We start from the raw sequence: 13,798 nt of genomic DNA, 5'->3' as shown, positions 1-13,798 counted from the left end.
TTCTTTTAAAATTAATGCAAGCGCAATTGCTTAAGGCTCATTTGCATAGTGTTTCTTGCGAGACATCTTTCCGATACCGGGGTTCAAGCTATTGGTTGGATCGGCAGCTTGATAAAAGGCAGCCAAATCCGGTTTGGCTGCATAGAGATGGCCAACATTATGTTCAGCTGGGTATTCCGCTCCACGCTTATCCAAAATGGCAAGCATCGCGTCCTTCAAGGTCTTGGGATCGGCGCCTTTCTTGACGATGTAGTCCTGGTGCAGCACGTGGCACATGAAATGCCCATAGTAGAGTTTGCTGACCAGCTGCTCCGAAATCTCCTCCGGCAACTCTTCGAACCAGTCTCTGTCATTGCGTCGCAGAGCGATGTCCAATGCGATGATGTCTTCGACGTCTTTTCTGTGTACGGCCATATAACGCACGGCTGCGCCTGCTGCAGCAAAACGGTGCAGACCCGCGATCTTGGCTTCGCGTGCGCTGCACTCAAAGCTATCCAATTTGTGCTCCATGGACATTTCCAGAAGCAGTGCGCGAGCCTCTTGGATGCCAGCGTCCCGCATTTTCAGGATCAGGTGATGCGGGTAATTTGCGCGGAAATCCCGCATCCTTTTTGGCAAGATGTCAGGCCAAATGCGAGAGAGCCCTTGCATAAAAAGATCGGTAAAACTGCCGAGACCAGGGATTTTGGCAAGCCGGGCGTCCATTGCCCCTTTCAGAGCAAAGAACATCGGCAAGCGATCTGTTCCGAGCTTGTCGATCATCACCATCGTGTCTTTGCCATACTTGTCAGAGAGGTCAAAGACGTCCTTGTGCATGTATTCCGCTGATACCGGCAAACAAGAGAACTCTGACAGGATACGGCGACGCAATTCAGTCAGGGCGCCAGTGTCTTTGGTTCCGATATAGAATGTGCGCTCTTCCTGATTTTTCGCATAGGTATCCAGACGCACAGCAAAAACCGCAAGCTTGCCAGCGCAACCCGCCGCTTCATAGAGGCGCGATTTATCGGCGTTAAAGCGTGCTGGCGTCTCCGCGTCCACTTGACGGACACGACGGGCATAATCTGTATCAGATGCCTTGCGATTGTCTTGCACAACGTCCTGCGCGGAATAGGTTCCCGCCTCTAGTCGGGTCAGGATCTCCTCTGGCGTCTTCCCAAGCTGAATGCCGAGATGGTTCAAAAGTTCGAGAGTGCCTTTCTCGGTGATGCGAGCATAGAGTGAAAGCTCCGTGTAGGACGGGCCGCGCTCCACCAGAGAACCACCAGAGTTATTGCAAACGCCGCCCACAACCGAGGCGCCAATACAGGACGAACCAATGACGGAGTGAGGTTGACGCCCAAGGGGAGAGAGTTCCTTTTCCAGGGCAAATAGCGTTGTCCCAGGAAAGCTGATCACTTGTTTTCCTCCGTCCAAAAGCTGGAGACGGTCGAGACGCTGCGTATTGATCAAAACAACGTCTCGATCATAGCGCCCCTTGGGGGTTGATCCTTCGGTCAGACCAGTGTTCGCAGCCTGCATGATGATGATCTTATCCGCGGCAACGCAGGTCTCCAGCACTTGCCACTGTTCTAAGAGCGTCGCTGGACGGACCACGGCCAGAGCCTCTCCTTCCCCTGAGCGAAATCCTTTGCGAAAGCGAAGGGTCGCGCGATGGGAGGTCAGGACGTGCCTGCGGCCACAGATGGCCTTAAGTCTATTGATCAATTCTGCATCGTTCATGACGGCCTCCGCTATTTCCTAATAAGCCACCGAAGGGAGCCAGGTTGCAAGCGCAGGCCAGAGGAAGACAAAGAGCAATCCGGTGAGCTGCAGAATGACAAAGGGAATGATGCCTTTGTAGATATCGGTCAGGCGGATCTCCGGCGGACAAACGCCCTTCAGGTAGAACAAGGCAAACCCGACAGGAGGAGTCAGGAAACTGGTTTGCAGCGTGACGGCCACCAGGATCACAAACCAAACCAGCGCGGGCTCGTCAATGGCGCCAAAGCCAGGAATATCCAGACCCAGACCGTTGACGATAGGGCGCATCAGCGGCAGCACGATCAAGGTGATCTCAATCCAGTCCAGCACAAAGCCCAAAAGGAAGACGATAAACAGGATGATAAAGACCGTGCCGTTGGGGCCAAGGCCGGTGCCGTGGATCATGTCTTCGATCAAAGCGTCGCCGCCAAGTTCACGCAGCACGTAGGAAAAGACCGTCGCGCCGAGGAAGATGGCAAAGATATAGGCGGTGGTGTTGAAGGTGGCCTTCAGCACGTTGACCAGTTTCGCAAATGTCAGTTTCCGGTAGCCGAGCGCCAGCAGAGTTGCGCCCAGAGCACCCACGCCAGAGGCTTCGGTAGGTGTGGTGAGGCCCGCAAAGATCGACCCCAGAACAGCCAGAATAAGCGCTAGAGTAGGCAGAACCGCGACCAAGACATCTTTGACTGCGGCCCAGTCGGGACGCCTGGCCCCCTCCGGCACCGGTGCCACATCACGTTTTATCAGCGCGATGACAAAGATATAAGTGAGGTACAGCCCGCCAATGATAACGCCAGGAAATACCGCCGCCATAAAGAGGTCGCCGACAGAAAGCGCCATCTGATCCGCCATGATCACCAGCATGATTGAGGGAGGAATGAGGATCCCCAGGGTGCCGCTGGCCGAAACAACACCGGCCGCCAGCGAGGGGCTGTATTTCTGCTCCATCATCGAGGGCAGCGACAGCACGCCCAAGAGGACAACGGATGCTCCGATAATACCGGTGGAAGCGGCCAGGATGATGCCGATCATAGTAACCGTGATGGCCAGCCCGCCTCGCACGGTGCCGAAAAGCCGCTGCATCGAGGTCATCAGCCGCTCTGCCACGCCGCTTTCATCCAGCATCAGTCCCATGAAGATGAACATCGGCAGCGCCACCAGCACCGCATTGGACATGGTGGCATAGACCCGGTTCACCACGGCGCCAAGGGTCAGGTAGTCAAGCCCGGTAAAGGTGCTTTCCAGCCCCGTCCAAAGCATCAGGTCGTTGTCAAAGAGATAAGCCAGGCCGCAGTAAGCAACACCTACTCCGGCCAGCGTCCAGGCAACGGGGAAACCGGTGAACAGCAGGCCGATAAAGGTGAGGAACATCGCGATGACGAGCTTTTCCTCGGTGGTTTCGACCAGGAAAGTAAGTGCAGTTGCCACCACCGCAAAACCCACCAGAGCCCAAAGGATCAGACGCAGATCCTTGCCTTCGCGCTCTGCGCTGCCCTTGGCAAACAGCGCGTGGATATCGTGCAGCATCCGCGCCAGAGCCGCCAGGGCCAAAAGGGCAAAACTAATTGGTATGACCGCTTTCAAGGCCCAGCGGGCCGGCAGGCCAGTGGGGCTGTCCGAACGCTCGCCCACCCGCCAGCTTTCGTAGAAATAGTCATAGCCCTGATCGACCATCAGATAGATAAAGGGCACCAGCAGCGTCAGGATACCGATGACCTCGATCACCCGCTGCGCCCGCCGGCTCAGCTGCATATAAAGCAGGTCCACCCGCACATGGCTGTCGGTCACCAGGGCATAAGAAATGCCGATCATGGTCACCAGCCCATAGAAATGCCACTGGATCTCATCCAGTTTGGGGTAGTTCTGGTTGAGCAGATAACGCATGGAGACCTGCGAAACGATGGCCAGAACCAGCAGCAGGTTTGCCCACATGACCAGCCAGCCGATGCCTTTGATCACGCGGTCAAGCGCAACCGCAACACCCTGCGTGTCCTGGTCCTCATGCTCGAGGATATGCTCATAGACATCTACGGGATCGTCATTGCCGCGGGTGTTTTGACTTTGGGAAAGATTGCTGGCCATCGGCTCCTCCTCAGGACGCTGGTCTCACCCGGGTCGTGGCACGGGTGGTTGGGCGCGGGGGCAATCCCGCGGGGCATTAGGTTCTGAAATCTGTGAAAATCACATGGCTGGAAATGCCGGGGCGGCGAGGAAAGAAGAGCCGCCCCGGAATATTCCGGAAGGGGCTATTTACGCGGGAGGAATGCGTTTTCCTTCCAGATGGCGTATCCGTCGCGGAAGCCGTTCATGTCTCCCAGGACTTTGGCAAAGAAGGTGTCATTTGCGGCTTCTTCTTCTGCCACCTCGTTCCAGGTGGCGCGGAAGGTATCCAGCATCTCCTGGTTCCATTGCTTGATCTGCACATCATTGTTTTCAACATTGTCGATCAGCGCGGCGTGCTGGATCGCTTCGCCTTCGGCAAAACTATCGGTCATCGAGGCCTTGCAGGCGTTTTCGATGATGGCGCGGTGCTGCTCGCTGGCGCCATTCCAGACATCCTTGTTGACCAGCAGCTCAAACACGGTGGCCTGCTGGTGCCAGCCGGGGAAGTAGTTGAACTTTACCAGCTTGTGGAAGCCGAGGCGGGCATCAATCGCTGGCATGGAGAATTCGGTCGCATCGATCGCGCCCTTCTCCAGTGCCGGGAAGATCTCACCGCCGGGCAGCAGCGAGGTCGCAACGCCCAGTTTCTGCATCACCTTGCCGCCAAGACCGAAGAAGCGCATCTTCAGGCCTTCGAGGTCTGCCGGCGCATTGATTTCCTTGGCAAACCAGCCAGAGGTTTCCGGGGCGATGACCGCGCAGGGCAGGACTTTGACGTTGAAGCCGGCCTGGTCATACATCTCTTGGTACAGGGTCAGGCCGTTGCCATAGTAGAGCCAAGCCATGTATTCGCCTGCTTCCGGGCCAAAGGGTACAGCTGAGAACAGTGGCGCGGCCGGGATTTTGCCGGCCCAGTAACCCGCCGTTGTGTAGCCGGAGTTGATCTTGCCGGAAGACACCGCGTCTAAGATCTCAAAGGGTGGCACCAGTTTGCCAGGCTCATAGACCTTCATTTTGAGGGTGCCGCCGGACATCAGGCCCAGCTGTTCCGCCACACGCGGGATCGGCGAGCCGAGGCCAGGAAGCGAGGTCGAAAAGGCGATCGGGGTTTTCAGCAACAGCTTGTCGCCGGCTTCAACCGCTGCAGCGGTCATCAAAGAGGCCGCCAGGGCCAATGAGGTCAGGGTCTTTTTCATGGTGTCTCCTCCAAAAGCACATCAGCCGCTCCTACGGCTGCAGGTCACGCCGTTTGCACAGCTTGTTTGGTAAATATTATTGACCACAAATTTCAGTCAATAATTTTATTTACCACTGAGACACTCTGACCCGCTTGGTAGAACCCGTCCCGAGTCGGCTATTTGCAGCCATATTTTCAAGAGCTTTTCCCTTTTCCTTTTATTTTTAACGGGTAACAGGAGGCACACACCTCCGTATTTCTGGGTACAGGCCCTTGAAAAAGCTCAATACGGTGGTAAACTAAAAAGACAACCCAACATAGTTGCTCAGCGAAGGGAACGAGGTGAAGCGTGAATGATACCAGCCCTTTTGACCCGGTAGGTCACGAATCAATTGCCGAGGCTGTCGTCGAGCAGATCGAGACAATGATCGTGGACGGCATTCTGAAAGAGGGCCGCAAATTGCCCTCTGAACGCGAGCTTGCAGAGGCGCTTGGCGTCTCCCGGCCCAAACTGCGTGAGGCCCTGCAAACGCTGGAAGACCGCGGGCTTATCAAGGTGCGCCACGGGGAGGGCAGCTTTATCGCCTCGCTCACCGGCCGCGCCATGTCGCCTGCACTATTGTCTCTTTATGCGCGTTACGGCCGTGCCTTCTATGACTACCTTGAATACCGGCGCGAACAGGAGGCTTTTGCCTCCCGCCTGGCAGCGGAACGCGCCACGCAGTCAGACAAGGAGCGGTTGATAGACATTATTGGCGAGATGCAGCGCGCCTGGGAAGAAGATGACGCCGAGGCCAGTCAGGAGGCAGATCTGAAGCTCCACGTCGCCGTTGTCGACGCCAGCCAAAACACCACGCTGATCCACATGATGGCCTCGGTCTACGACCTGACCCGCCAGGGCGTGTTCTACAACCGTCAGTTCCTGCGCACCATGGACGGCACCGGCGAAAAGCTGTTGGAGCAACACAAGGAAATCGCCCAATCCATCATTGATGGCGACCCTGCGCGCGCCGAGGCCGCCGCCCGGTCGCATATGGATTTTGTTGAAGATTCCTTCCGGCAGGGACAAGAGCAGCAGATGCGCGAGGAGCGTGCCTCCAAACGCCGGAAACTCTCGGCCTGAGCCACTCAGCTTTGGCTCCTGCTCCGCTTTGGCATTGGCACCGGCTCCGGGAACCGCAGAATGGTTTGCCGCACCCAGTCGCACCAAAGGCGGTAGAACTCCGCCGTCAGCTGCGACAGCGGCCGTTCGTGCGGCGTGAGAACCGCATAGCTGAAAGGCACTTCAGGGCGGAACGGACGGAAAACCACCGGCGGCGGATTGCTCTGGGTCTGGATGTAACTCGCGGCGCTCAGGACATCCACCACAGCGCAAATCTGCCCCTTCTCGACAAAATGAAACAGCGGCAGGAAATACTGGGCTTCGATCCTCAAGTTGAAGTTCGCCCCGGCCTGCCGGAAGGCTCGCTGGGTTTCTTTGAAGGTAGAATGCTCAGGCTGTAGCGCCCCCATGGGAACACCGCTCAGGTCCTTGGCATCAACCGTTTCCCGGTCAGCCAGAGGATGCCCGGCGGGCAAGGCACAGACCGAAAGGCACTCGATCGCCTCACTGTTGTAATCATCCTTTGCTTCGGGCGCGCCAGAGATATCGCTAAAGCCGATGTCAAAGCTTTGCGCAGCAATCAAGCTGCGCACCTGCGGTGAACTGCGCGTCGCCAGCGTCACAGCAATATCCTCGTTGCTGTCGATGAACCGGCTGACAAAGACCGGCAGCAGGGTGCTGGAGGGGCCCGGCATCGCCACGATGCGCAAACTGCCCTTGGTTCTGTCGCGCATATTGCTCAGGTTTTGGCGTGCCGTCTGCAGACGGGCGAGGATTTCGGTCGCCTCCTGCATCAGGTAGTGCGCTTCTGGCACTGGCACCATGCGGCGGCCCTCGCGCAGGAAGAGCGGCAAGCCCAGATCGACCTCCAGCGTGCGGATGGAAGCGCTGACGGCTGGCTGGGTGCGATGCAGATTCCGGGCCGCCTGGCTGACAGAGCCGGTCTTCATGACCTCCCGGAACACAATGAGCTGCTGACTGTTCATGGGTCACCATTAATATAAAACAAATCTATTGATACAGTAATATTTCAAATTTGTATTTATATATCACTGACCTATCATAGCTTTTCATAATCATCAGCGCCGCCGGAGCGGAGGAGAAGCAAGTCTCCCGGCGCACAGACAAGGGAAGAGTAAATGGGACTATTTAACAAACTCACCGGTGCAGCGCTGGCCTGCACTATGCTGACCGGCATGGCCGCGGCACAGGACATGACCTTCTTCCGCATCGGCACCGGCGGGGCTGGCGGAACATACTTCCCGATCGGCGGGATTATTGCCAATGCTATTTCCAACCCGCCCGGATCCCGTGCCTGCGGCGAAGGTGGAAACTGCGGCGTGCCTGGTCTGGTAGCCATGGCGCAGTCGACCAATGCCTCTGCCCATAACGTGAATGCCATTCAGGCCGGCCAGATGGAGGCAGGTCTTTCCGGGGCCGCCACGCTGCATTTTGCTTATCACGGCAAAGGTAAGTTCGAGGGCAACGCAAAGCCGGATCTACGCGTCATCGCAAACCTCTACCCAGAAGACCTCCACCTAGTGCTGCCCGAGGGTCATAAGCTCGATAGCTTGGCTAGCCTCAAAGGCAAGCGCGTGGGTATCGCGCAGGCGGGTTCTGGCACTCAGATCGCGGTTGAGTTGATCCTGGGTGATCACGGCGTCAATCGTGACAATATTGATGAAGCAGAACTGAACAACAGCCAGAGCGCAGAGCGTATCGCCGACGGCCAGCTTGATGCCTATTTCTATGCGGCAGGCACCCCAGTCGCTGCGATGATCCAGCTAGACAACACCAAAGGCATGGAGCTGCACAATTGGACGGCGGAAGAGGTCAAAATGGCCAATACCACCGTGCCATATTACATCCCATCGACTATTCCTGCAGGCACTTATCCAGGTGTCGAGTATGACGTGAATACCGTGGCAGTCTCCGGCATGCTGGTCACCAATGCCAATATGAGCGACGATCTGATCTATGAGATCACCAAAGCGATGTGGTCAGATACCGCACGCAAACTTTTGGACAATGGCCATCCAAAAGGCAAAGCAATCACGCTTGAAACTGCTTTGGAGGGGATTGAAGGTATCGGTGTGCCTTTGCATCCAGGTGCAGAGCGTTTCTATCGTGAAATTGGAATGCTGAAGTAAGCAAACCACAGCAATGGGCGGCTGGTTGCGTGACCTGCCGCCTGTTTTTTCTGCTGAGCCACCATTCTGCTGAAACAAAGCTTCTTGTCCGCCTCCTGGCGCGGACTGACGTGAAGTTGCCCGAAAGGCCTGCCTCAATGTCCGTGAATTCGCATCTTGATAACAAAGCGCTTGAGGAGCTGGAGAAAAAATACGACTCCGCCCTGAATACGCGCGACAACGGCCCCAGGCTAACGGGTCCTCTCTATTGGGCGAGCATCGTTTTTGCCCTCTATCACCTCTGGACCGCTGGGTTTGGCACTCCTGTGGACCATGTTCACATGGGCATTCATCTCGCCGGGCTGTTCCTCTTTATCTTTGTGGGCTTCCCGCTTATCCGCTCGGCGCGCAGCCTGGAATGGCGCGGCCCCAGTGTTTTGCGCCCCGGTAACGTGCCGCTTTATGACTGGGCCTTGGCCGGGCTGGGCATTGTTGCAGCCCTGTTCCTTTGGCTCAGCTGGCGCGGATTCAGCGGCCTCGGCTTTGACATCCCTGAGCAGGCCCTGCGGCAGGGAAATCCCTCCGGCCTTGACGTATTCTTCGGAACCATGCTGATCTTGACCGTGCTGGAGATCGCCCGGCGCACAATTGGCTTTGTGCTGCCGCTGATCATCCTTGTGTTCATGATCTACGCGCTGTTCGGCCCTTATATGCCCGCGCAGATCCTCAAACACCCAGGCGTCAACTGGCAGCAGTTCGTCAACAATATGTATTTCCCCTCCGAGGGAATTTTCGGTGTGACCCTCTGGGTGGTTTCGACGGTTGTCTTCCACTTTGTCTTGTTCGGCGTTGTGGCGCAGCGCATGGGGCTGGGGCAGTTTTTTGTCGACAACGCCATGATCCTGGCAGGGCGCTATACCGGCGGACCTGCAAAGGTTTCCGTGGTCTCTTCCGCCTTCTTCGGCACTATTTCGGGCAGCTCCATCGCTAACACGGTCTCCACCGGATCGCTGACCATCCCCAATATGAAACGCCTGGGCTATCCGGCGCATTTTGCGGGTGGTGTCGAAGCTGCCGCATCGGCCGGGGGCCAAATTACTCCGCCGATCATGGGGGCGGCCTCTTTCCTGATGGCCGAGTACCTCGAGGTGCCCTACACCACCATCGTCATCGCCGCGATTGTGCCGGCCTTGATGCACTATATCGGTGTGCTTTCGATCGTGCATTTCACCGCCAAGCGCCTGGGTCTGAATGCCTACCCCAAGGATCAGTTGCCCCAGGTTCTGGCTGTGTGGAAAGACGGCTGGTACACAATCATCCCGCTGATCGCTCTGCTCCTTGTGCTGTTTTCCGGCTACTCGCCCAATATGGCCGCCTTCATCGGGCTCAGCCTCTGCGTCGTCGTCGGTTTCTGCGCTTTCAGCAAGCCTGCAACGATGATCATTCCCTTCGCCCTGCTTGGCTTCATCTTCTGGAAGGCCTCCCCCTATTCCGGTGAGGGCTATACGCCCGTGATGGCGGGCATGCTTGCAGCATTGACCCTGATTGGCTGTATTCACAGGAACGAAAGGCAGAGCTTCCGGGATCTTTTCGACAGCTTCCATGTCGGTGTGCAATATGCGCTGGCTGTTGGCGCCGCCTCCGCAGCTGTCGGCATCGTCGTGGGCGTGATCAACACCACCGGCGTTGGCTTCCGCCTTGGCTTTATGGTGACTGGCGGTGCTGCAGATATGGCCGCAGCCCTGGCTCCTCTCTTGGAGTGGACCTCGCTTGATGTCTTTGCCCAGGCCTCGATCCAGCAGTTCCTGTCGCTGGTGCTGATCGCCATCGCCTGCATTCTGATGGGGGCTGGCCTGCCGACCACGGCCCTCTACATCATGCTGGTGGCCGTGGCGCAGCCCGCACTGGCACAGCTGGGGGTCCCTGCGCTCGCGACCCACATGTTCGTGCTCTACTATGGTGTGATTTCCGAGATCACTCCGCCGGTCTGTGCCTCGGCCTATGCCGCGGCCGGTATCGCCGGGGCCAATCCCTTCCGCACTGGGATCAGTGCCTTCACCCTAGGCTTAGGCAAACTGATGGTACCGATGGTCTTTGTCTACGCACCAACCATGCTAATCGTGCTGCCAGAGCATTTCACACTGCTGAGCTTCCTCCAGGTGAGCGTGACCTGTGCCCTTGGGGTCTTTGCCATCGCGACTTCTGTTTCGGCCTATTTCCTGGCGCCGCTGCACGGGGTCTGGCGCCTCCTGATGGCCATCGGCGGGCTGTTGCTGGTGGCACCAAGCCTTGGCTCTGATGCCGCAGCCCTGCTGATAATGGCCCCTGCCCTGGCGCAGCAGATGCTCCAGCAGCGCAACAGCAAGGCCCTGGCATGAGCAGCAATGAGCCCGATGTCACTGTTCTGGGGGCCGGCATTGTCGGCCTCTGCACAGCCCTGGCTCTGCAGGAGAAAGGATTGCGGGTTCATCTGATAGATCGCGACGATCCCGGGCAGGCCACTTCCTTTGGCAATGCCGGAATCATCTCTCCCTGGTCCGTTGTACCGCAATCCATGCCCGGGCTTTGGAAAAAGGTGCCCGGCTGGCTGTTGGATCCGCTTGGGCCGGTCACTATCAAACCCAGCTACCTGCCCCAGGTCGCAGGCTGGGGGCTGCGTTTTCTTTACGAAGGGCGCAGCACCCGGATCGGCCCGATTTCGGAGGCCATGGACCTGCTAAACCGGGATTGCATCGCACTCTACCGCCAGCATCTTCAAGGCACAGGCGAAGAAGAGATCATCCGCAACAGCTATTATGTGCATGCGTTCCGCAACCCGGCAGAGGCAGACCCGGACAGCACAGATTACTTAATGCGGAGGGACAAAGGTGCCGATATCGAACGGATTGGCGCCGAAGAACTGCACCGGCTTGAGCCCGCCCTTTCGGCAGAGTTTCAAGCCGCCTTGCTGATCAAGGGCCAGGCCCGGTGCCTGTCGCCCGGGCGTTTGGGAACCGTCCTGGCTGCGAAGTTTCAAAAGCAGGGCGGGCTCTTTCAGCGCCTTTCCATCAAGGCAATCCTGCCGCATCAAAACGGCGGCTGGCTTTACAACGGCCTTGAACATAGCGGCTGGACACCCAAACTGGTTCTGGCAATGGGAGTCTGGTCCGCCGAGCTTCTGAAACCTCTGGGTATCAAAATCCCGATGCAGGCAGAGCGCGGTTACCACGTCTCCTTCACCGCCCCGGGGGTCTCCCTCAATCATTCAGTGATGGATATGGACATGAAATTTGTCGCCTCCTCCATGGAGGAAGGGCTGCGTGTTGCCGGGACCGCCGAATTTGCCGGGCTTGATGCCCCCATCAACCAAAAGCGGTTGGAGGGCCTGGTCCGGCTTGCCTCCGGGATGCTTCCAGATCTTCAATCCGGGCAGTTCTCCACCTGGTCGGGACAGCGGCCAAGCTTGCCAGATAGTCTTCCCTGCATAGGCGAGATCCCGGGTTTCCCGGATCTGATCGCAGCTTTTGGCCATAGCCACTACGGGTTGATGATGGCCCCCAAGACAGGGCGGCTGGTGGCGGACATTGCCTCAAACACCTCAGCCAACCTGGATCTCACCCCGTTCAACCCTCTGAGATTCTAAAGGATCCTGCATATGACTATTCACCCAGGCGGGCAAAACATCTGTGGCGTCACCATTGGTGTTCTATCTCTGGAGAGCTATTTCCCAAAACCGCCAGGCCATATCAAAAACCCCTCAAGCCTACCCTTCGCGGTGATGTATGAGATGCTGGATGGGATTACTGTGCCAGCGCTGCTGGGGAACCCAACAAGGGAAATGAAAACACGCCTGATCGAGGCGGCACAGCGCCTGGAAGCCAAAGGGGTGCGCGCCATAACCGGTTCCTGTGGCTTCCTCGCCATTTTTCAGCAGGACATTGCAGCGGCGGTATCTATCCCGGTTTTTGTTTCTTCCTTGGTGCAGGTGCCAATGGCCTTTCAGATGACCGGCAAACCAGTTGGTGTCATCACTGCTTCTGCCAGCAGTCTGACCCCTGCGCATCTAAAAGGGGTTGGAGCTGAAACAGTCCCAACCGAAGTGCAGGGTCTCGACGATACAGAGGAGTTTGCCAGTGTCATCCTGCGCAATGAACGAACTGCAATGGATCTGTCCAAAGTTGAAGCAGAGCTTCTTGTAGCGGCGAAGAACATGCTGCAACGGCAATCAGAGATCGGTGCGATTGTGCTCGAATGCACCGATCTACCGCCCTATGCGCATCGTCTACAACAGGAGATAGGCCTGCCGGTCTTTGACCTCACAACACTTACGACAATGATGTCCTCTGTTGTGCTTAGGCAGCCCTATCCAGGGTTCATCTGAACCCGTTACCCCAAAAGGGCTTGGTTAAGGTCGGCGATCAGATCATCGACATCTTCGATGCCAATGGAAAGCCGTAGAAGATTTTCAGGGATGCCGGTATCGGGTTCGATGGTGTGGCGATGCTCGACCAGGCTTTCAACCCCACCGAGTGAAGTTGCGCGATGGAACAGGTTCAACCGGCCTGCTGTTGCGAGAGCGGCTTCTCGTCCGCCTCGCACCAGAACAGAAAGCAGGAAACCATAGCCGCCCTGCATCTGTGCCTGGGCCAATTCGAAACCGGGATGCGAAGGGAGGCCAGGGTAAAACACCTGCTCGACATGAGGGTGCTGGGCCAGATGTTCAGCAATTTTCATCGCATTTCTGGACATACGTTCCACGCGCAATGGAAGCGTGCGCATCCCACGCACCAAGAGCCAAGCTTCAAAGGGCCCCATGACGGCCCCTGCTTCGTTGCGATCAATACAGATTGCCTCCCAAACCGGGCTGGTCTTATTGCGCGTGCTTAGCACGCCGCCCAGAACGTCGGAGTGGCCATTGATAGCTTTGGTCGCAGAATGCATCACGATGTCTGCGCCCAAGGCCAAAGGCTTAGAAAGCAAAGGGGTCGCTGCGGTACTGTCAACCACAAGTGTGGCATCAGAGAGATCAGCAGATTCTCGCGCGGCGTGAATATCAACGGTTTTAAGCCAGGGATTGGAGGGGGTTTCTACAAATACCAACTGGGCGGGAGCTTCCGCGCAGGCTCGGCGCAAGAGGGCAGCATCACTGGCTTCCACTTCAACCAATGTGATGTCACGGCGGGTGCAGAAATCACGAATCCACTTGGTTGTCCCCCAGTAGATCCCAGATTGAACGATGACGCGGCCACGGTTTGGCACAGTTCTAAAAACCGCAGCGATTGCCGCCATACCTGAAGGGAAGAGTTGAGTTGCTTCGGCCCCTTCTAACTCTGATAGGATCGCCTCTCCCAGTCGTACCGGTTCATTGTGAGAACGCAGATAGACATTGTCGGAGTTGACAAGCTCATAGTCCCGATCACGGACATAAGTTGTCGAAGGTTGGATAGGTGGAACAACGCCTCCACTCGCAGGATCAATAGCTCCTGCGGCCTGCGCTGCTATGGTCGCTGGTTTCAGATCGTTGCGCTTCATGTTCACCCCTTTCCGCTTCGTCACGTATCTTTG

The 13,798-nt window shown here is 57.1% G+C and carries 10 protein-coding genes; 5 read left to right on the top strand and 5 right to left on the bottom strand.

The genetic code is table 11. The annotated features are described in order from the left end of the window. Positions 1 to 30: 30 nt before the first annotated feature. From dld to RSK20926_RS19580, 3 genes are all read right to left on the bottom strand, one after another. Positions 31 to 1,722: a D-lactate dehydrogenase gene (gene dld / locus RSK20926_RS19590; protein ID WP_008209403.1), complete on the bottom strand. Its 1,692-nt coding sequence runs from the start codon at positions 1,720 to 1,722 to the stop codon at positions 31 to 33. An 18-nt stretch (positions 1,723 to 1,740) separates the two neighbouring features. Beyond that, complete coding sequence (locus RSK20926_RS19585) at positions 1,741 to 3,825, bottom strand: TRAP transporter large permease subunit (RefSeq protein WP_008209401.1); 2,085 nt, start codon at positions 3,823 to 3,825, stop codon at positions 1,741 to 1,743. Between the two features lie 164 nt (positions 3,826 to 3,989). After that, entirely contained in the window at positions 3,990 to 5,042 is a 1,053-nt protein-coding gene (locus RSK20926_RS19580; RefSeq protein WP_008209399.1) for a TRAP transporter substrate-binding protein, read from the bottom strand. A 330-nt stretch (positions 5,043 to 5,372) separates the two neighbouring features. Between RSK20926_RS19580 and RSK20926_RS19575 the strand changes: the two genes are divergently transcribed. Further along, positions 5,373 to 6,146, top strand: a complete 774-nt coding sequence (locus RSK20926_RS19575; protein WP_008209397.1) for a FadR/GntR family transcriptional regulator — start codon at positions 5,373 to 5,375, stop codon at positions 6,144 to 6,146. Positions 6,147 to 6,151: 5 nt separating this feature from the next. Here RSK20926_RS19575 and RSK20926_RS19570 read toward each other — a convergent pair whose 3' ends face one another. Continuing rightward, entirely contained in the window at positions 6,152 to 7,111 is a 960-nt protein-coding gene (locus RSK20926_RS19570; RefSeq protein ID WP_008209396.1) for a LysR family transcriptional regulator, read from the bottom strand. 153 nt (positions 7,112 to 7,264) lie between these two features. Between RSK20926_RS19570 and RSK20926_RS19565 the strand changes: the two genes are divergently transcribed. The 4 genes from RSK20926_RS19565 (at position 7,265) to RSK20926_RS19550 (ending at position 12,614) form a co-directional block, all read left to right on the top strand. Beyond that, positions 7,265 to 8,275, top strand: a complete 1,011-nt coding sequence (locus RSK20926_RS19565; protein WP_037255924.1) for a TAXI family TRAP transporter solute-binding subunit — start codon at positions 7,265 to 7,267, stop codon at positions 8,273 to 8,275. Between the two features lie 137 nt (positions 8,276 to 8,412). Next, positions 8,413 to 10,632 (top strand): TRAP transporter permease, encoded by a 2,220-nt coding sequence (locus RSK20926_RS19560; RefSeq protein ID WP_037255948.1) that lies wholly within the window; start codon positions 8,413 to 8,415, stop codon positions 10,630 to 10,632. Beyond that, positions 10,629 to 11,876: an NAD(P)/FAD-dependent oxidoreductase gene (locus tag RSK20926_RS19555; protein ID WP_008209392.1), complete on the top strand. Its 1,248-nt coding sequence runs from the start codon at positions 10,629 to 10,631 to the stop codon at positions 11,874 to 11,876. Before RSK20926_RS19560 ends, RSK20926_RS19555 begins: the two co-directional genes overlap by 4 nt. Before the next feature lie 12 nt (positions 11,877 to 11,888). Beyond that, positions 11,889 to 12,614, top strand: a complete 726-nt coding sequence (locus RSK20926_RS19550; RefSeq protein WP_008209391.1) for an aspartate/glutamate racemase family protein — start codon at positions 11,889 to 11,891, stop codon at positions 12,612 to 12,614. Between the two features lie 5 nt (positions 12,615 to 12,619). On the opposite strand, the gene RSK20926_RS19545 is transcribed toward RSK20926_RS19550, so the two are convergent. Continuing rightward, on the bottom strand, positions 12,620 to 13,765 hold the full coding sequence (locus tag RSK20926_RS19545) for a trans-sulfuration enzyme family protein (protein ID WP_037255921.1): 1,146 nt from the start codon (positions 13,763 to 13,765) through the stop codon (positions 12,620 to 12,622). Between the last annotated feature and the right edge of the window lie 33 nt (positions 13,766 to 13,798).

Origin of the sequence: Roseobacter sp. SK209-2-6 (assembly GCF_000169455.1) — a bacterium.
Taxonomy (GTDB): domain Bacteria; phylum Pseudomonadota; class Alphaproteobacteria; order Rhodobacterales; family Rhodobacteraceae; genus Pseudophaeobacter.
The sequence above is the reverse complement of the archived record's forward strand: the minus strand, read 5'-3'. Positions and strand labels throughout refer to the sequence as shown.

Excerpts from the sequence above, each read along its gene's own strand:
- dld (WP_008209403.1), bottom strand. The coding sequence starts at position 1,722 with ATGAACGATGCAGAATTGATCAATAGACTTAAGGCCATCTGTGGCCGC.
- RSK20926_RS19585 (WP_008209401.1), bottom strand. The coding sequence starts at position 3,825 with ATGGCCAGCAATCTTTCCCAAAGTCAAAACACCCGCGGCAATGACGAT.
- RSK20926_RS19580 (WP_008209399.1), bottom strand. The coding sequence starts at position 5,042 with ATGAAAAAGACCCTGACCTCATTGGCCCTGGCGGCCTCTTTGATGACC.
- RSK20926_RS19570 (WP_008209396.1), bottom strand. The coding sequence starts at position 7,111 with ATGAACAGTCAGCAGCTCATTGTGTTCCGGGAGGTCATGAAGACCGGC.
- RSK20926_RS19565 (WP_037255924.1), top strand. The coding sequence starts at position 7,265 with ATGGGACTATTTAACAAACTCACCGGTGCAGCGCTGGCCTGCACTATG.
- RSK20926_RS19560 (WP_037255948.1), top strand. The coding sequence starts at position 8,413 with ATGTCCGTGAATTCGCATCTTGATAACAAAGCGCTTGAGGAGCTGGAG.
- RSK20926_RS19555 (WP_008209392.1), top strand. The coding sequence starts at position 10,629 with ATGAGCAGCAATGAGCCCGATGTCACTGTTCTGGGGGCCGGCATTGTC.
- RSK20926_RS19550 (WP_008209391.1), top strand. The coding sequence starts at position 11,889 with ATGACTATTCACCCAGGCGGGCAAAACATCTGTGGCGTCACCATTGGT.
- RSK20926_RS19545 (WP_037255921.1), bottom strand. The coding sequence starts at position 13,765 with ATGAAGCGCAACGATCTGAAACCAGCGACCATAGCAGCGCAGGCCGCA.